The sequence below is a fragment of the Nonomuraea sp. NPDC050643 genome (assembly GCF_040654715.1).
Taxonomy (GTDB): domain Bacteria; phylum Actinomycetota; class Actinomycetes; order Streptosporangiales; family Streptosporangiaceae; genus Nonomuraea.
Map to the genome: position 1 here is coordinate 64,870 of NZ_JBFAIM010000008.1, position 17,298 is coordinate 82,167.

Sequence of the window (17,298 nt, forward strand, 5' to 3'; positions counted from 1 at the left end):
ATCCGGTCCCCGTCCGGACGAACCCGTGCGTCGCGCACTGCGGACGCTAGCGCGCCGCGGGCCGCGGTGCGCCACGGGTTCGGGTGGCCGAAGAGGCGGGTGCGTCAACTCACCACGTCCTTGCGGCGGAAGCGCCGGAAGGCCAGGGCGATGAGCAGGGCCGCGTACGTGATCGACACCGAGGCGCCCTTGGCCATGCCGCTCCAGTCCAGTTCGGGCGCCAGGGCGTCGAGCCAGGCGTTGTTCCAGAACGTGGGCAGGAACTCGCGCAGCACCCCGAGGGCCTCGACGGCCTGCAGAATCGTGCACACGATCCACAGGCCGACCGCCCCGCCCACCGCGCCCAGCGGGGAGTCGGTCATGGTGGAGATCAGGAAGGCCAGGGCGGCCACCACGAGCTGGCTGACCAGGGCGTACGCGATCACGATGCCGAAACGTGGCAGCACGTCCAGCGCCGGGATCGTCTCGCCCGTGCCGGGCACCTGGATGTCGTCCCAGCCGAACGCCAGCGTGCCCGCCAGCAGCGCCATCAGCGGCAGGCAGACCACCGCCGCCGCCGAGTAGCCCAGCGCCACGATCAGCTTCTGCCGCAGCAGCCGATCCCGGGGGACCGGCGCGGCCAGCAGGTAGCGCAGCGACGACCAGTTCGCCTCGCTGGCCACGGTGTCGCCGCAGAACAGCGCGACCGCCACCACCAGCAGGAAGCTGGCCGAGACGGACAACGCGAACGCGGCGAAGTTCAGGCCGCTCTCCATGGCCAGGTCCGAGATGCGCAGCGACGACTGGCCCTGCTGGTTCGACTGCGGCCCGAACTGGAACGCGATCACGAGGATCCACGGCAGCGCCAGCAGCAGCCCGAACATCACCAGCGTCCGCCGCCGCTTGAACTGCCTGACGATCTCCACGCGCAGCGGCAGCGTACGGTGCGGCGCGTAGCCCGGCGCGGCGGTCATGCCTTGTCTCCGATGAGGTCGAGGAACACGTCTTCCAGGCGCGGCCCGTGCCCGTTGCCGAGGGCGGCCGAGCTGAGCAGCGACGACACCGGCCCGCTGGAGACCAGGCGCCCGCGGTGCATGACCACCACGTGGCTGCAGGTCTGCTCCACCTCGGCCAGCATGTGACTGGAGACGATCACGGTACGGCCGTCGCGCGCGTAGCGCTTGAGCACCTCGCGCATCTCCCGGATCTGGGGCGGGTCGAGCCCGTTCGTGGGCTCGTCGAGCACGAGCAGGTCCGGCAGCCCCAGCATGGCCTGCGCGATGGCCAGCCGCTGCCGCATGCCCTGCGAGTACGTGCGCACGGCCCGGTCCAGGGCCTTGCCCAGGCCCGCGATCTCCAGCGCCTCCTCGAAGCGCGCGTCGGCCTTGGGCCGGCCGGTGGCGGCCCAGTAGAGCTCGATGTTGTCGAGCCCGGACAGGTGCGGCAGGAAGCCCGGCCCCTCGACGAACGACCCGAGCCGGGACAGCGCGGGCGCGCCCGGGGTCACCCGGTCGCCGAAGATGCGGACCTCGCCGCCGTCCGGCTGGATGAGGCCCATCATCATCCGCATGGTGGTCGTCTTGCCGGCGCCGTTCGGCCCGAGCAGGCCCAGCACCTGGCCCCGCTCGACCCGGAACGACAGGTCGTTCACGGCGAGCTCCCCGTTCCGGTACGCCTTCGTCAGCCCGCTGATCTCCAGCGGCACCTCCTCGCCCGCCGGTTCACCGGCGGCCGGTCCGGCGCGGCGCGGGCGGCCCGTCGCGATCAGGACGCCGGCGACCACGATGGCGGCCAGCGGCATCGCCCACACCCACCACGCCACCCCGGCGGGCGGAGCGGCCAGCGTGCGGACCGTGGGGACCGCCAGCGCGGGAGAGACCAGCGAGACCTGGTACGTGGCCGGTTCGGCGGGCGTCGCGAACCCCATGTCGGTCGTGGTCACGACCAGCCGGAGCCGGTGCCCCGCCGCGAAGCGGTAGTCGACGGCCGGGAGCGTGATCGTGGCCTCCGCGCTGGTCGCGCCCTCGGGAATCGTCACCCGGACCGGCGAGACGAGCCCGGCGGGCAGGGCCGGCGGCTGGACGCTGTCGGCCACGTCGTACAGCTTCGCGAACAGCGTCGCCTCGCCCTTGCCCGACACCCTGACCTTGACGGACGGGCTGCCGGTGAGTTGGAGCGAAGCGGTCAGCGGCCGGGACTCGAACGTGGCGCTCTGTCCCGGCATGTCGAGCGAGAACCCGGCGCCGCCCTGGCCGGCCAGCAGGCCGCCGATGCCGGGCACGGTGGACACCGAGGCGGGCGCGCCGCCGGGCGGGTTGACGACGTTCTGGGCGGCGCCGGTCAGCTCGACGGTGGTCGTGTCGGTGCCGGCCAGCCCCGGGTAGGAGGCGGCCTCCGGGTGCAGGCGGATGCGCTGGCGGGTGCCCGGGTCGCGGCCGCCGTCGCGCGTCACCGTGAACGCGCTGACCGGCTGGGCCGACTCGTCGCCCTTGAGGTATCGGGCGAACCAGGCGGAGGACTGCTCGGTGAGCCATTCGGCCTCGCCGTTGCCGCCGTCGTGCCCGCCGTCGAACCAGGCCAGGCTGACCGGCGTGCCGGCGGCGGCGATGGCCTTGGCGTTGGCGTCGGCGTGGCTCAGCGGGAACAGCGAGTCGCGCTGGCCCTGGATGAGCAGGGTCGGCGCCTTGATCCGGCCGGCCACGGTGATCGGGCTGGACTTGCGCAGCAGGTCCACGGCCTCCTGGGTGGCCTTGCCGTCGGTGGCGACCCGCTGGTAGATGTCGCAGATCGCGGGCAGGAACCTGCCGCACCGCGCCTGCTCGGGTGTCAGCGGCTGGGCGCCGTCCCGCTGCCCGCCGGACAGCAGCGACGCCGTGTCCAGCGAGACGCCCTGGCCGAAGAAGATGCCGGCCCACATGCGCTTGAACACGCCGCTCGTGCCCGGGGCGCCGCTCGCGGCGGCGTTGGGGAAGAGCGCGTCGGACAGGTCGGACCAGGTGATCTGGGGCACGATCGCGTCGACGCGCTGGTCGTGGGCGGCCGTCATCAGGGCGATGGCGCCGCCGTACGAGCCGCCCGCGATGCCCACGCGGGGGTCGTTCGCGGCGTCGAGCTGGACCTCGGGACGCTTGGCCAGCCAGTCGATGAGCTGCTTGACGTCCTTGACCTCGTAGTCGGGGGAGTTGAGCGCGATCTGCCCGGTCGAGCGGCCGAAACCGCGCGCCGACCAGGTCAGGACGGCGTAGCCCTGCTGGGCGAGGGTGATCGCCTGCGCCCGCATGCTCTGCTTGCTGCCGCCGAAACCGTGGGCGAGCAGGACGACAGGCGCTCTCCCACCGTCGGGCGGCGGGAAGAACGTCGCATCGAGCTCTACCCGTTGGTCGTCGGCTGGTCCGTCGACGACATTGATCCTCTGATCCTGGCCTCGCACCTCGGGATCGGACGGCCACACAAGCCAGGTGGTCACCCCGATGAGGGCGAGCGCCACCACCAGGGCGGCCACACGCTTCATGCGCGCAGCCTACTTACCGCACCTGAGAGATCCCTGAGACGATGATCTTGCTCATGGTCGCGATCGTCCTGATCAGCCGCTGGATCAACCGCTGATCAGCCCTGGATGGCGTAGACCGTCGTCGCGTGGGCCACCGTGTCGTCGCCGCCCTCGGCCCTGAGCGTGATCTCGGAGAAGGCCAGCGTGCGGCCCAGCTTCGTGACGCGCACGTCGATGAGCACGTCCTTGCCCGCCACCGGCCGCTGGAACGTCGTGCTCTGCTGCACCGTGGTCATCGGCACGAACCCGCCGCGCGCCGAGGAGATGGCGATCACCGTGGCCGTGTCGGCGGCCGCCATCATCGCCTGACCGCACAGGCCGCCGCCCTCCCTGGCCAGTTCGCCGGACCACGGCAGCCGTACGAGGGCGTGACGTTCGCCGACCTCCTCCACGCGCAACCCGAGCCGCTTGATCCAGGGGGCGAAGTATTCCTGGAGGATCGCCTCTGCCTCTTGGGGAGTCACGGGCCCATCATGCACGCTGGACCTCGGACACCGGGAGGTTGCGCGATGGCGGTCGAGATCTTCACCCCGTCCACGTACGAGACGGCCGTGCCGTACGAGCTGTTCGCCGAGCTGCGACGGGAGTCGCCGGTGTGCTGGATCCCCGAGCCCGCGGCCGGGCCGTGGCGGGCGGGGCCCGGCTACTGGGCGGTGTTCCGGCACGCCGACGTCAAGCACGTCCTGCGTACCCCGGAGGACTTCTCCTCCCATCTCGGCGCCACCCAGATCCGCGATCCCGACACTCCGGCCGATCTCGCGTTCGTCCAGGTCCAGATGCTCAACATGGACCCGCCCGGCCATTCCAGGCTGCGCAGGATCGTGGCCGCGGCCTTCACCCCGCGCGTCGTGCGCGCGCTCGAACGCACGATCGCCGCGCGGGCGGCGGCGCTGTTCGCCGAGGGGGAGTGCGACTTCGTGGAGGTGGCCGCCGACCTGCCCGTGTGGACGCTGGCCCACGTCATGGGCGTGCCCGCGCGGGACAAGGGGCTGCTGTACGACTGGGCGTCGCGGGTGATCGGCTACCAGGACGCCGACTACGCGGAGCTGTCCACGGCCGACGTCGCGTCCCTCACTCCCATGGGCCGCCTGGCGGTCGCCGCCAGGCCCGAACTCGCGCCCGGCGTCAACCCGCGCTCCAGGGCGGCGCTGGCCGACATGTTCGCCTACGCGCACGCCCTGGCCGAGCGCCCCCTGGACGGGGAGTCGGTCATGTCGGCCATGCGGAAGGGCGGCCTGACCGGGGCGGAGTTCGAGAACATGTTCTTCCTGTTCGCCGTCGCCGGGAACGAGACGCTGCGCAACGGCATCCCCGGCGGCCTGCTGACCCTCCTCCAGCATCCCGCCGAGCTGGCCCGCCTGCGCGCCGACCCCTCGCTGCTGGACCGGGCGATCGAGGAGATGCTGCGCTTCTGGCCCCCGGTCATGCACTTCCGCCGCACGGCCACCCGCGACCTCACCCTCGCCGGGCAGCCGATCAGGGCCGGCGACAAGGTGGTCGTCTACCACGCCTCCGCCAACCGCGACCCGGCCGTCTTCCCCGACCCCGACCGCTTCGACATCGCCCGCCCTGCGGGCGAGCACGTCAGCTTCGGCTTCGGCCCGCATTTCTGCCTCGGCGCCCACCTGGCCCGCGCCCAGTTCCGCTCGGTGTTCACCGAACTGCTCGCCTGGGACGTCGAGCTCGCGGGCCCGCCGCGGCGGCTCACGTCCAACTTCCAGAACGGGCTCAAACACCTGCCGGTACGCCTGCGCCGCCGCTGAAAAGCCGGTGCGCCCGCGCCCGGTGATCGCCTACGCTCCCGGCCATGGACGACTATCTGCAGGTCAACCGGGCCAACTGGAACGCACGCGTCCCGATCCACGTCGGCAGCGACTTCTACGACGTCGAGGGGTTCAAGGCGGGCGGGAGCCCGCTGCGGCCGTTCGAGATCGAGGAGGTGGGCGAGGTGTCCGGCCGCCGGCTGGCGCACCTGCAGTGCCATTTCGGCCTCGACACGCTCGCCTGGGCCAGGCTGGGCGCCGAGGTGACCGGCCTCGACCTCTCCGACGCCGCGATCGAGCAGGCCACGAGGATCGCGGCCGAGTGCGGCATCCCGGCCAGGTTCGTCACCGCCGACGTCTACGACGCGGCCGAGGCGCTCGGCGAGACCTACGACATCGTCTACACGGGCATCGGAGCGCTGGTCTGGCTGCCCGACCTCACCCGCTGGGCCGAGACGGTCGCCGCTCTGCTCAGGCCGGGCGGGTTCCTCTACCTCGCGGAGTTCCATCCGTTCACCGACGTCCTCGACGACGAGACGGGCCGCGCCGTCACCAACGACTACTTCGAGCGCGGCCCGCACGTCTACGACTACCCGTACACCTACACGGGCTCCGAGGTCCTCGACCACCAGACCTCCGTGCAGTTCCGGCACCCCCTGGGCGAGGTCGTGAGCGCGGTGGCGGCGGCCGGGCTGCGGATCGAGTTCCTGCGCGAGCACGACCACACGCTCTTTCCCCGTTTCGGCACCCTGGTGGGGAGCGGCAAGGACTACCGGACGCCGGAGGGCGCGCCCCGCATCCCGCTCATGTACTCGCTGCGAGCGGCAGCCGGTAGTGCACCTCCTTCAGCGGCGGATCGCCCCGCGTGACCGTCCGGCCGGACGGCGTGAAGCCGTACCGCTCGTAGAAGCGCCGGGCGCGGGCGTTGCCGGCCAGCACCCACAGCCCGGCCTCCGCGCAGCCCGCCGCCTCCATGCGCGACCGGGCCGCCCGCATCAGCGCGTGTCCCATGCCGGTCGAGAACTCCTCCGGCAGCACGTAGAGGGCGTACACCTCCATGCCGGGGATGTCGTCGTCGCGGCTGGGGCCGTACAGGGCGAAGCCGCGGACGCGGCCGTCGCGCTCGGCCACGACGGCCGAGGCGCCGCCGTCCGCGAGGGCCTCCGAACGGGCCCGCACCATCTCGGGGAGCACCTCCAGCCCGTCGAGGAGCGAGGGCGGCATGACGTCGCGGTAGGCGACGCGCCAGGTGGCTATCCGCACCGCCTCGATCGCCGCCGCATCCTTGGGGAGCCCGGTCCGGATATCGAAAGACATGACGGGAATTGTCCCAGTGAGCGCCGTCCGTGGGGAGATCGCGCAACGGTCGAACGGGCCATCGCGGAGCGGCGCCACCGAGGACCGTAAGATTCACTCCCGTGAAGTCTCCAGCATCGTTCAAGAAGGCCGCCGCCTGGGCCCTGCCGTACTGGACCCGGGGGGAGGCGGGGCGGGAAACGCCGCACGACCTGTTCAGGGTGCTCTACTACGGCTGGCTGGTGGCGTTCACGCTCAAGGTGCTCGGTTCGGCCTGGGACGTCTCGTGGCACTTCAAGTGGCTGCGCGACGACCTGGCCCCGCCGCACCTGCTCAACTCCGCCGGCACGGCGCTCGCCCTCGCCCTGACCGTGATCCACGGCTACACCGGCTACGGCGTCGACAAGGCCGCGCTCAGGCTGATCCAGTGGGGCACCGGGATCTTCCTCGTCGCGGTGCCGCTCGACCTGATCAACCACCGTGTGAACGGGCTCGACATCACCTCGTGGAGCCCCTCGCACATCATGCTCTACCTTGGAACGTTCTTCATGATCGCGGGCGTGCTCCGGGGCTGGGTCATGGGCGCGCCGCCCGGCCGGGAACGAGCCGTCGTGCTGGGCGCGTTCTTCGCGTTCTTCCTGGAGAACGTGCACTTCCCCGAGCAGCACCAGGAATACGGCATCCTGTCGCTCGGCGCCTGGGACAACAAGGCCACCTACGCCGAGCAGATCCTGCTGGAGTTCGCCGCCGACCAGATGGGGCGGCCCATCGACCGGACCATGATGGCCGGGTTCACGCTGCCCGTGCCCGACTACCTCTACCCCGTCTACGCCGTGGTCGCCGGGCTGTCGGTGCTGGTCGTGGCCCGGCTGCTGATCGGCAGGTTCGGCGCGGCCACCCTCGTGGCCGCCGGCTACGTGCTCTTCAGGACCGTGGCCTGGCCGCTGCTCACCTTCACCGGGTTCCCGCCGTCGGCGGTGCCGTTCTTCCTGGTGGTGGCCGGGCTGCTGGTGGACGTGGCGTTCCTGGTGCGCATGCCCGCCGCGCGGGCCGTGCTGGGGGCGGCCGGGGTGACGGCGGCCGCGTACGGCGCGCTGGCGGCCCAGAACGCGATCATGGGCCCCGTGTACGGCGCCCTCAAGGGCCAGGAGGGGTTGCTGGGCGCGCCCCCGCTGGTCACGTCGTCGGCCGTGTGGGCCGGGCTCGGGCTGATGGGGGTCTGGCTGGCGATCGAGTGGCTCGCGGGCCGGCGCAACACCCAGCCGGTCGAAACCCCACCACGCCCCGTGGTCGCCCCCGTCACGACCTAGAGACCGCCCAAGGGAGCGCCCGTGGCGGATCTCGGGCGCTCGACTGCGGAGAAGTGCCCGTTGCGGACCTGGGGTGCTCGCTTGTGGAGGATCGCCCGTTGCGGATCTCGGGCGTTCGGCTGTGGAGGATCGCCCGAGGTGTCCGGTCGTGTGACGCCTCAGGCGATCGAGGCGCGGGTGATCGCCACCGCCACGCCGTACGCCAGCCCCATCACCCCCACCTCCGCCGCCGCCCAGCCGACCAGGGCGGTGGTCTCGCGGCGGCGGACGGCGGGCAGCAGGCGGAAGCGGATGTGCGCGGCCAGCGGCACCAGCAGCGCCACCAGCACGGTCTTGACCACGACCAGCCGCCCGTAGTCGCTGGTCACGATCGCCTCCGGCAGCGTCACGCCGGGGGTGAGGGCCATCGTGCCCAGCCCGGTGATCAGCCCCGACAGGGCCACCAGGAACAGGCACACCGTGGCCATGCGGGAGAACTTCGGCAGCACCTGGGCCAGCAGGTCGCGGTGCGGCGCGACGAACGCGGCCGTGGCCGCCAGCCCGCCCGCCCATGCCGCCGCGCCCATGACGTGGATCTCCATCGAGATCATGATGGGGTCGTGCCAGACCGAGTTCACCGCGTGCCCGGTGACCGGGATCGGCAGCAGCCCGAACAGCGCCACGATCACCCGCAGCTCGGCCGGCACCTTCTCGCCGAACCGCACCGCCATCAGCCCGATCCCGGCCGCCGCCAGCGCGCACGCCGCGCTGAACAGCAGGCCCTGCCCGGTGCCGACGCTCCCGACGTAGCCGGCGATCATCCCGAACGTCGGCATGACGCCGGGGTTGAGCTCGGCGGTCTGGAACACGATCGTGAGCAGGGCGCAGATCGCCCACGCCCAGGCGGCGAGCACCACCAGCGGGCGCACCCGCAGCAGGATCGGCTCGGTGCGTTCGGGGGCCCTGAACCCGAGCAGCTTGGGCAGCAGGCTCAGCCCGACCACGGCGACGGCGGCCACGTCGAGCAGCACGCGCACGATCGGCAGCCCGACGGAGACCACGGGGCCGGGCATGGGGATGCCCGGGACGGAGTCCTGGGCGGTGAACGAACTGGCCGCCACGGCCGCGACGACCGCGCACACGCCGAACGCGCCGGCGATGAGCCGCCCGCCGACGCGCTGCCGGGGCAGGGGAGGAGCGGCGACCGTCACGAACGCGTCCCCTCGACGGCGGACGTCCCGGCCTCGGCATCCCGAGCCGCCTCACCCTCGGACTCCGCACCCGTGCCCGTACTCGTGCTCGTGCCTGTGCTCGTGCGTGGCGCGGGGGAGGGGCGGCGCAGGGCGACGGCGGTGCCGGCGGCCAGGACGAGCAGCGCCCCGACGATCCACACCACGGCCATCCCGGCCCCGCCGTTGGCGGCCGCCTCGGCGGCTTCGGCGCTCAGAGCGTCCGAGCCGGTGGCGGTCCCGCCCGTGGTCCCGCCCGTGGGCGCGGCGGCGCCATTCGCCGCCAGCGTGAAGGTGATCTTGCCGGTGACCGGGTGCCCGTCGGCCGACAGGATCCGGTAGCCCACTGTGTACGGCCCGCCGGCGGGCAGCGGCTTGACCTTCACCGACACCCGCTCGGCCGCCACGACGGCGCTCCCGTCGGCCCAGGAGGACCCGTCGGCTCCCGTCAGGCCCACCTGCGCGTAGCCCTGGCGCACCGCCTGGTCGAAGACCAGCGTCACCCGTTCGGGCGCGGCCGTCAGCGTGGCCCCGTCCTTCGGGTCGCTGCCGACCAGCACGTTGTGCGCCTGAGCCGGGGACCAGGACATCCCCGTCGCGACCAAGGCGAGCAGCAGGGTCGTGAGTAGCCGCCGCACAGATCAGAACCTTCCATCGGACAGTCTCGAACCTGTATATGGTCCCATCCATGGAAGACCTGTTCGGCGGCGCGGCCCCCTACTACGCGAAATACCGGGCCGGCCACGGCGATCCGGCCATCGAGCACCTGGCGATGACGTTCGGCGGCGACAGCACGGTGCTCGACCTCGGCTGCGGCCCCGGGACCGTGTCCATCCCGCTGGCCGGGCGCGTGGGCGAGGTGCTCGCCGTCGATCCCGACGAGGAGATGCTGGCCGAGGGCCGGCGGCTGGCCGCCAGGGTGCCGAACATCCGCTGGCTGCGCGGCGACTCCACGACGCTGCGCGGGCTGCCGCCGTTCGACCACGTCGTCATGGGCCGCTCGTTCCATTGGATGGACCGCCGGGCGGTGCTGGCGGAGCTGGACGAGCTGCTGCCGCCGCACGGCGTCGTCGCGCTCATCGGCCCCACCCGCGACCCCGTGGAGGAGCCCTGGGAGCCGGTCATGCGACGGGTGCGCGACGCGTTCGGCGTGAACACCTTCCACGCCGCCAGCTCCTTCCAGGCCTCCGGCGAGCACCATCAGGAGGTGCTGGCCGCCTCGCCGTTCGGCGACCTCGACTCGGCGCTCTACGAGCAGCGCCTGACGTACGACCTCGACGCCGTGATCGGCCTGCAGCTCTCCTACTCTTACACCGCCCCCGCCCGCCTCGGCGACCGGCTCGCGGCCTTCACCGAGGAGGCCAGGAAGGCGCTGCTCGCGCTCAACCCGGCGGGCACGTGGGAGCTGGTGACGGTGACCGACGTCGTGATCGCCCGGCGGCCGGGCTCACGCTAGGCCCAGATGCCCATGACCTGCCAGATCCGGCGGGTGAGCGAATTGATCAGCCCGATCTCGGCGCACAGCTCCCGTGTCTTGCCGACCGAGTCGCGGATGTCCCGCAGGGCGTCCGGGTTGCGCAGATAGACCTCGGTCACGACCGTTTTGGGGATCTTGAACCGCCGGATCATCGCCCCCGGCGGCGCGAGCATGATGCGGGCCATCACCCCGAGGATGATCGGCGAGGCGACGCCCAGCAGCAGCCGCCGGTAGGCGGGCATCCGCGGCACCCGGTTGCGCAGGTAGTGCCGGGCGAAGGAGATGTGCCTGGCCTCCTCCGCGATGTGGATGCGCATGATCGTCTCTTCCAGCGGATGGTGCCGCCGGCCGTCCTTGAGCACCTTGCGCTGCACGTGGTCGATGGGGTCCTCGCCGCCCAGCACGAAGATGAAGAACAGCTCGGTGGAGATCAGCGGGATCCACGGCGCGACCTGGGCGATCACCGAGAGCGGTCCCGGCATGCCGCGGACGGGGAGCTTCGTGCGGTTGACGAACTCCTGGAACATCATCCCGTGATGTCCCTCTTCGATGGTCTCGTGGTAGACGTACCGGAACTCGGGGGCCCCGTTCGGCAGCCGGTAGGCGTAGTTGAGCAGCCCGCGCTTGAGCAGGTTCTCGAACTGCAGCCCGATCTTCATGGCCGTGGCCACCCGCCACAGGCCGATGCGGGCGCGCACCTCGGGCGAGCGGCTCCGGTACCACGGGTGGCCGCCCAGGCGGTCGAACTCGGGCAACTCCCAGCGTGGATCGGCCGGGTCCACCAGGAACTCCGGATCGTCCCACGGTATGTCCCGGTAGGGCTCCCAGTGCTTGTCCACCGACGCCTTCGAGAGGCGGTGGATGACCGTTTCGTACGCGCTCCTGCTCGCGACCTGCTCGTCGCGTTCCCTGGCGGCGGTAGAGCTCGGTGCGGATGTCATCGCCTGCACTCCTCTCCTCGCCCAGTAATTGTACGGAGAATCCAATAGCGCTGGGAAGGTGAGGATCACAGCTTTTCCGCGTCCACCCCCAGTTCGTTCGCCGCCGCCACGCGGACCAGCGCGTTCACCCGGCGCCGCGAGAGCACCTTGGGATGGGTGTGCGTCTGCACGGCCAGGCCGTCGATCAGCGCGAAGAGCCGCCAGCTCGTGTCGTCGGGGTCGGGGCACGCGAACTCACCGGAGGCCACGCCCGCCTCGATGATCGAGCGCATCAGCATGCGGCCCCGGGAGTCGATCCGGCGTGACATCTCCTCGAGCTCCGGGCTGCGCATCGCCTCGGACCAGGCGTCGATCCACAGCCGCCACCCCTCGTTGGGGATCGCGGGAGAGCACAGCCGCAGCAGCGTGCGCAGGCGCTCGACCGGTGTGCCCGAGGACCGCTCGACGTCGTCGAGCGCGTTGAGGTGCAGGCGGACCGCATGGCCGAAGGCCTGGGCGAACAGTCGCTCCTTGGTCTCGAAGTGGTAGAAGAGCAGCGCCTGGCTGACACCCGCGGCCCGGGCGATGTCCACGGTCCTGGTGTGCCCGAACCCCCGCTCCGCGATCACCTCGCAAGCCGTCTTCAGTAAATCCTCGCGCCGTAATCGGCTGAAACCTGTTGTCACAGCGAGTAACTCTAACTTCTGATCATTGTTATTTGTAGGACAAAACGGGCGCGGTCCGTTCTGGCATGAGGAACCCCGCCACGGGACCGGCGGCATCGTTCACCGACAGTCACTTTGATCATGGTAACCGGACACTGGCGTACTTTCGCGGTTGGGGTCAAAAAACCCGCATCACTCATCCTTTACCGCTATCTCCAGGACGAAACGGGCGCCGACTCGGCTGAAGACCTCCAGAACAGTGCTCTATGCGTGCCGCGGTCGCCTGACTAGAGTAAGTGAGCACTGATGCCGAGGAGTCGATGTGAATCTTGCTGATTATCGGCGTGCGGCCAGGGCGTGGCTGCAGGAAAACGCTCCATCCGACGACCCACCAGAGGCCGACGGGATCACCCGCGCCAAGGAGTTCATGGCCAGGCTCTACGACGCCGGCTACTCCGGGATCACGTGGCCCAGCCAATGGGGTGGCCAGGGGCTGACGCAGGCGGAGGAGCGCGCCTTCGCCGCCGAGGCCCGCGACCACACGCTCCCCACCTACGTCTTCTCGATCGGCCTCGGCATGACCGGGCCCACGCTCGTGGACCGGGGCACCGACGCCCAGCGCGAGCGGTTCGTCCGGCCGCTGCTGCGCGGCGAGGAGATCTGGTGCCAGCTCTTCTCCGAGCCCGGCGCGGGCAGCGACGTGGCCAGCCTGCAGACCAGGGCCGTGCAGGACGGCGACCACTGGGTGGTCAACGGCCAGAAGGTCTGGACCTCGGTCGCCCATCACGCCGACTGGGGCCTGCTGCTGGCCCGTACGGACGTGGAGGTGCCCAAGCACAAGGGGCTGACCATGTTCGTGGTGGACATGCACCACCCCGGCGTGACCGTCCGGCCGCTGAAGGACATGACCGGCCGGTCCAACTTCAACGAGATCTTCTTCGACAACGTCACCATCCCCGACGAGCACCGCGTGGGCGAGGTCAACGACGGCTGGAGCGTGGCCGTCACGACACTGCTGCACGAGCGGCTGTCGATCTCGTCGGGCGTCGGCATGGGCGGGCAGAAGGACAACCCCACCTCGCTCGACGCGCTGCGCCAGGTCGTCGACACCGAGGACCCGCTGGTCCGCGACGAGCTCGTCGAGCTGCACATCCGCACCCGGGCGCTGGCGCTGTTCAACCAGCGGCTGGCCCAGGAGACCAAGGCGGGCGTCTTCCCCGGCGCGCGCGGCAGCGGGGCCAAGCTGCTGCTGGCCGAGCTGACCATGTTCCAGGCAGACCTGGCCACGCGGCTCGTCGGCCCGGAGGCGGCGCTGCTCGACCACCCCTTGGCCCACGCCATCTCGCTGGCCCCGGCCATGGCGCTGGGCGGCGGCACCAACGAGATCATGCGCAACATCGTCGGCGACCGGGTGCTCGGCCTGCCGCCCGAGCCGCGCGTGGACAAGACCGTGCCGTTCAAGGACCTGAAGGTGGGGACGCAGGCGTGAAGCTCGTACTCAGCCAGGAACAGCAGGAGCTGCGCGCGGCCGTACGCGACTTCCTGCGCACCGCCTCGCCGCTGCCCAAGGTCCGCCAGGGCTACGACCCGCAGGTGTACGCCCGCCTCAACGGCGAGCTCGGCCTGTCCGGCCTGATCATCCCCGAGGAGTACGCCGGCGCCGGCGCCGGCCTCACCGAGCTGGCCGTCGCGCTGGAGGAGACCGGCGCGGCCCTGCTGCCCGGCCCGTTCCTGGCCACGGCCTTCGCCGCCATCGCGCTGACCCGCGTACCCGACAAGGAGCTGATGACCGGCATCGCCGAGGGCCGGATCGCGGCCACGCTCGACGAGACCGAGCTCTCCTTCGACGGCGCGTCCGCGAGCGGCACGGCGGCCCAGGTGCTGTCCGGCATGGAGGCCGACGTGCTCGTCGCCCCCGCGCGCACCGGCGGCGGCGACCTGGTCATGGTGGCCGTCGAGCTGGCCGGCCCCGGCGTGACCAGGACCGCGCTCGAGACGCTCGACCTCACGCGCGGCCAGGCGAGGGTGGCGCTGGACGCGGCGCCCGCGAGGGTGCTCGGGGCGGCGCCGGAGACCGGGATCGGCGACCGGCTGTGCGTGGCGCTGGCGGCCGAGCAGCTCGGCGTGATGCGCGCGGCGCTGGACGCCATCGTCGCCTACGCCAAGATCCGCGTCGCCTTCGGCCGCTACATCGGCTCCTACCAGGGCGTCAAGCACAAGCTCGCCGACATGCACGGCAAGCTCGAACAGGCCGAGTCCATCGTCAGATACGCCGCCTGGGCCGCCGACGAGGAGCCCGGCGAGCTGCCCGGCGCCGCCGCCCTCGCCCAGGCGTACGTCGGCCGCGCCTGCTTCGAGGTGGCCCGCGACCACCTGCTGCTGTTCGGAGGCATCGGCTTCACCTGGGAGCACGACGCCCACCTGTTCTACAAGAGGGCCAAGGCGGACGAAGTGCTGCTGGGCCCGCCCCGCATCCACCGCGCCCGCCTCGCACAGTTGCTGGAGCTCTAATGGACGTCAGCCAGTTGCCCGGTTTCTACGCCATCGCCGCCGCCGACCCCGATCGTCTCGCGGTCATCGACACCGACGGCACGCGCACCACGTACGGCGATCTGCTCGCCCGGGTCAACCAGGTGTCCCACGGGCTGCGGGCCCGGGGGCTCGGCACCGGTGACGTGGTGGCGGGCGTGCTGCCCAACGGCATCGACGCCCTCGTCATGATCATGGCGACCGGGCAGACCGGGCTCTACTACGTGCCGATCAACTGGCATCTGACCGCCGCCGAGGTCGCGTACATCCTGCGCGACTGCGACGCCAAGGTGGTCGTCACCGGCCCCGGCTTCGACGTGCCGGGCGCGGAGGCCGGCACCGGCGGGCTCGCGGCCGGGCAGCCGGCCGACGCGCCCGCCGACCGTACGGCCGGGGCGATCATGTGGTACACCTCCGGCACCACCGGCTTCCCGAAGGGTGTGCAGCGCCCGCTGCCCGGCGCCGAGCCGGAGTCGCTGGTGCCGCTGTACATCTGGTTCTTCGGCGAGGTCGTGGACCTCAAACCGGGCGACGCGGTGCACCTGGTCACCTCGCCGATGTACCACTCGGCGCCGTGCGCGCACGCCCAGTTCGCGCTGCACCTCGGGCACACGGTGGTGATCACGCCCAAGTTCGACCCGCAGAACATCCTCGAGCTCATCGAGCGCCACCAGGTGTCCAACGCCATGATGGTGCCGACCATGTTCCACCGCATGCTGCAGCTTCCCGAGGACGTCCGGGGCAAGTACGACGTCTCCAGCCTGCGCCAGGTCATCCACACGGCCGCCGCCTGCCCGGTCTCGGTCAAGCAGCAGATCATGGACTGGTGGGGGCCGGTGCTGTACGAGTACTACGGCTCGACCGAGTCCACGATCGCCTTCTCCGTCAAACCGCTCGACTGGCTCGCCAGGCCGGGCACGGTCGGCCGGCCCGCCCCCTCGTTCGAGGCCCGCATCCTCGACGAGGACGGCACGGACCTGCCGCCCGGCGAGCCGGGCATGATCTACGTCAAGTCCGGCCTCGGCACGTTCGAATACCGGAAGGACCCGGCCAAGACGGCCGCCAGCATGCGGGGCGAGTGGTACACGCCCGGCGACATCGGCTACCTCGACGAGGACGGGTTCCTGTTCCTGTGCGACCGGCGTACCGACCTGATCGTCTCGGGCGGGGTGAACATCTACCCCGCCGAGATCGAGGCGGCCCTGCTGGAGCACCCGGCGGTGGCCGACGTGGCCGTCATCGGGGTGCCGGACGAGGAATGGGGCCACAACGTGGTCGCCCTCGTCCAGCCTGCCGAAGGCGTGACGCCGGGGCCGGAGCTGACCGCCGGGCTGCTGGAGCACTGCGGGCCGCGCATCGCCCGGTTCAAGCACCCGAAGGTGATCGAATACCGCGCCGCGCTACCCCGCACGCCCACCGGGAAGATGTCGCGCTCACGGGTGCGCGAGGACTACCTCTCGGTGGCGGAGAACACCAGCTCCTCGGAGTAGCCGCGGCCGTCGCCCAGGTAGAAGCGGGTGGACAGGGTGCGCTCCGCGGTGTCGACGACCGTGCTCCACAGCGTGCGGAACGGCAGTTGCGGGTCCTCGGGCTGCGCGACCGCGCTCAGGCTGTCGCGCAGATCCCCGGGGGTCATGGTGACGCCCTTGCTCTGCTCGTACAGCGTGCGCAGCCGTCCGTACGAGGTGAAGCTGGTCTCGGTGTCCTTGGGCAGGTTCATCGGGTCGCGGTGGCGGTGCAGCAGGTGGTTGGTGACACAGAGCGGGCCGTCGCCGAACTCGATGACGTGCTCGCTGCCGTCCCTGCCCCGCTCCCACACGAACGCCTGCCCGTACGCGTCGGCCACCAGGTAGTGCAGGGCCACGCCGTGGTCGTAATGCTTGGCGCCCAGCAGGGCCTGCTTGGCCTGGTCCGCGTTCTCGCAGGTGTCGACGAGGAACCGGGGGAGCTGCACGTTGCCCAGCCCGACCTGCGGCCCGGCGCTCTCCGGGGGCGCGGCGTTCTCGAAGTCGGCGACCAGCAGGACGACCGCGAGCCCGGCCGAGTTGACGCCGTCCATGCAGCCGTCGAGGTCCGACATGGTGATCACGGTCGAGGAGAGGCCCTCGTCGGGGATGGTGGTGATCACGTACGGGCGTGAGGCCATGGGCAGCTCGTTCGGCCTCGGAGCCTGGCCCATGATCTCGCTGGCGGTCATCGGGAAGAAGTCGTAGTTGCGGCCGATCCTGCCGTGGCCGTCCTCGGCGGCCGACGGGGGGACCCACAGGGCCGAGCAGCCGGAGCCCTCGGGCACGAAGTTCAGGCCGTCCAGGGCCAGCGCGTCCTGGTCGGGGTCGAGCCCGAGCGCCGCCGCCGCGCCGTCCATGCGGGCGTGGTGCTGCGGCCAGTGCCGTTCGAACCACGTCCTGCGGGCGCGGTTCACGATCGGGTCGGCGGGCACGGGGGACCAGCCGAGGCGGCGGGCCTCCTCGGTGAGCGCCTTGCCGATCTCGTGCTGGCTGCCGGTGAGGGTGAGATGGGTGACGGTCTGGAAGTCGTCCTTGCCGCCCGCCACATGCGTCATGTTCTTCATGCTCCAGAGCCTGCCCGCGCGCGCTGACC

Annotated in this window: 16 protein-coding genes; 7 read left to right on the top strand and 9 right to left on the bottom strand. The window is 71.4% G+C overall.

What is annotated here, in order from left to right:
• Positions 1-104 precede the first annotated feature (104 nt).
• The 3 genes from AB0I15_RS12540 to AB0I15_RS12550 form a co-directional block, all read right to left on the bottom strand.
• Positions 105-953 (bottom strand): ABC transporter permease subunit, encoded by an 849-nt coding sequence (locus AB0I15_RS12540; protein WP_358093826.1) that lies wholly within the window; start codon positions 951-953, stop codon positions 105-107.
• Positions 950-3,490, bottom strand: a complete 2,541-nt coding sequence (locus tag AB0I15_RS12545) for a CocE/NonD family hydrolase (RefSeq protein ID WP_358093830.1) — start codon at positions 3,488-3,490, stop codon at positions 950-952. Before AB0I15_RS12545 ends, AB0I15_RS12540 begins: the two co-directional genes overlap by 4 nt.
• Positions 3,491-3,585: 95 nt before the next feature.
• A complete protein-coding gene (locus AB0I15_RS12550; protein WP_358093833.1) occupies positions 3,586-3,993 on the bottom strand; it encodes a PaaI family thioesterase in 408 nt (135 codons plus the stop codon).
• 45 nt (positions 3,994-4,038) lie between these two features.
• Here AB0I15_RS12550 and AB0I15_RS12555 point away from each other — a divergent pair, with 45 nt between their 5' ends.
• Both AB0I15_RS12555 and AB0I15_RS12560 read left to right on the top strand, forming a co-directional pair.
• Positions 4,039-5,292, top strand: a complete 1,254-nt coding sequence (locus AB0I15_RS12555) for a cytochrome P450 (RefSeq protein WP_358093836.1) — start codon at positions 4,039-4,041, stop codon at positions 5,290-5,292.
• 44 nt (positions 5,293-5,336) lie between these two features.
• Positions 5,337-6,161 carry a class I SAM-dependent methyltransferase gene (locus tag AB0I15_RS12560; protein ID WP_358093839.1) on the top strand — a complete coding sequence of 275 codons (825 nt, stop codon included), beginning with the start codon at positions 5,337-5,339 and terminating at the stop codon, positions 6,159-6,161.
• On the opposite strand, the gene AB0I15_RS12565 is transcribed toward AB0I15_RS12560, so the two are convergent.
• Positions 6,097-6,609 (bottom strand): GNAT family N-acetyltransferase, encoded by a 513-nt coding sequence (locus AB0I15_RS12565; RefSeq protein WP_358093842.1) that lies wholly within the window; start codon positions 6,607-6,609, stop codon positions 6,097-6,099. The genes AB0I15_RS12560 and AB0I15_RS12565 overlap by 65 nt on opposite strands.
• Positions 6,610-6,710: 101 nt before the next feature.
• Between AB0I15_RS12565 and AB0I15_RS12570 the strand changes: the two genes are divergently transcribed.
• The gene (locus AB0I15_RS12570) at positions 6,711-7,898 is read left to right on the top strand and encodes a hypothetical protein (protein ID WP_358093844.1); all 1,188 of its coding nucleotides are present in this window, start codon (positions 6,711-6,713) and stop codon (positions 7,896-7,898) included.
• A 158-nt stretch (positions 7,899-8,056) separates the two neighbouring features.
• Here the strand turns inward: AB0I15_RS12570 and AB0I15_RS12575 are convergent, their stop codons facing one another.
• Complete coding sequence (locus AB0I15_RS12575; RefSeq protein WP_358093847.1) at positions 8,057-9,088, bottom strand: CopD family protein; 1,032 nt, start codon at positions 9,086-9,088, stop codon at positions 8,057-8,059.
• Positions 9,085-9,744: a copper resistance CopC family protein gene (locus AB0I15_RS12580; RefSeq protein ID WP_358093850.1), complete on the bottom strand. Its 660-nt coding sequence runs from the start codon at positions 9,742-9,744 to the stop codon at positions 9,085-9,087. Before AB0I15_RS12580 ends, AB0I15_RS12575 begins: the two co-directional genes overlap by 4 nt.
• Positions 9,745-9,794: 50 nt before the next feature.
• On the opposite strand from AB0I15_RS12580, the gene AB0I15_RS12585 reads away from it, so the two are divergent.
• Positions 9,795-10,562, top strand: a complete 768-nt coding sequence (locus AB0I15_RS12585) for a methyltransferase domain-containing protein (protein WP_358093853.1) — start codon at positions 9,795-9,797, stop codon at positions 10,560-10,562.
• Here AB0I15_RS12585 and AB0I15_RS12590 read toward each other — a convergent pair.
• Both AB0I15_RS12590 and AB0I15_RS12595 read right to left on the bottom strand, forming a co-directional pair.
• Positions 10,559-11,524 (bottom strand): diiron oxygenase, encoded by a 966-nt coding sequence (locus tag AB0I15_RS12590; RefSeq protein ID WP_358093855.1) that lies wholly within the window; start codon positions 11,522-11,524, stop codon positions 10,559-10,561. The genes AB0I15_RS12585 and AB0I15_RS12590 overlap by 4 nt on opposite strands.
• A gap of 65 nt (positions 11,525-11,589) precedes the next feature.
• Complete coding sequence (locus AB0I15_RS12595; RefSeq protein ID WP_358093858.1) at positions 11,590-12,189, bottom strand: TetR/AcrR family transcriptional regulator; 600 nt, start codon at positions 12,187-12,189, stop codon at positions 11,590-11,592.
• A gap of 301 nt (positions 12,190-12,490) precedes the next feature.
• Between AB0I15_RS12595 and AB0I15_RS12600 the strand changes: the two genes are divergently transcribed.
• From AB0I15_RS12600 to AB0I15_RS12610, 3 genes are read left to right on the top strand one after another with little or no spacing between them, the layout of a single operon-like run.
• Entirely contained in the window at positions 12,491-13,657 is a 1,167-nt protein-coding gene (locus tag AB0I15_RS12600; protein WP_358093861.1) for an acyl-CoA dehydrogenase family protein, read from the top strand.
• Complete coding sequence (locus AB0I15_RS12605; RefSeq protein WP_358093864.1) at positions 13,654-14,679, top strand: acyl-CoA dehydrogenase family protein; 1,026 nt, start codon at positions 13,654-13,656, stop codon at positions 14,677-14,679. Before AB0I15_RS12600 ends, AB0I15_RS12605 begins: the two co-directional genes overlap by 4 nt.
• Positions 14,679-16,187, top strand: a complete 1,509-nt coding sequence (locus tag AB0I15_RS12610; RefSeq protein ID WP_358093866.1) for an AMP-binding protein — start codon at positions 14,679-14,681, stop codon at positions 16,185-16,187. The genes AB0I15_RS12605 and AB0I15_RS12610 overlap by 1 nt, the downstream gene beginning before the upstream one ends.
• Here AB0I15_RS12610 and AB0I15_RS12615 read toward each other — a convergent pair.
• Complete coding sequence (locus AB0I15_RS12615; protein WP_358093869.1) at positions 16,148-17,269, bottom strand: C45 family peptidase; 1,122 nt, start codon at positions 17,267-17,269, stop codon at positions 16,148-16,150. The genes AB0I15_RS12610 and AB0I15_RS12615 overlap by 40 nt on opposite strands.
• Between the last annotated feature and the right edge of the window lie 29 nt (positions 17,270-17,298).

What these genes read in the sequence shown, in the direction of transcription:
- AB0I15_RS12540 (WP_358093826.1), bottom strand. Translation starts at nt 953, where the DNA reads ATGACCGCCGCGCCGGGCTACGCGCCGCACCGTACGCTGCCGCTGCGC.
- AB0I15_RS12545 (WP_358093830.1), bottom strand. Translation starts at nt 3,490, where the DNA reads ATGAAGCGTGTGGCCGCCCTGGTGGTGGCGCTCGCCCTCATCGGGGTG.
- AB0I15_RS12555 (WP_358093836.1), top strand. Translation starts at nt 4,039, where the DNA reads ATGGCGGTCGAGATCTTCACCCCGTCCACGTACGAGACGGCCGTGCCG.
- AB0I15_RS12560 (WP_358093839.1), top strand. Translation starts at nt 5,337, where the DNA reads ATGGACGACTATCTGCAGGTCAACCGGGCCAACTGGAACGCACGCGTC.
- AB0I15_RS12565 (WP_358093842.1), bottom strand. Translation starts at nt 6,609, where the DNA reads ATGTCTTTCGATATCCGGACCGGGCTCCCCAAGGATGCGGCGGCGATC.
- AB0I15_RS12585 (WP_358093853.1), top strand. Translation starts at nt 9,795, where the DNA reads ATGGAAGACCTGTTCGGCGGCGCGGCCCCCTACTACGCGAAATACCGG.
- AB0I15_RS12590 (WP_358093855.1), bottom strand. Translation starts at nt 11,524, where the DNA reads ATGACATCCGCACCGAGCTCTACCGCCGCCAGGGAACGCGACGAGCAG.
- AB0I15_RS12610 (WP_358093866.1), top strand. Translation starts at nt 14,679, where the DNA reads ATGGACGTCAGCCAGTTGCCCGGTTTCTACGCCATCGCCGCCGCCGAC.
- AB0I15_RS12615 (WP_358093869.1), bottom strand. Translation starts at nt 17,269, where the DNA reads ATGAAGAACATGACGCATGTGGCGGGCGGCAAGGACGACTTCCAGACC.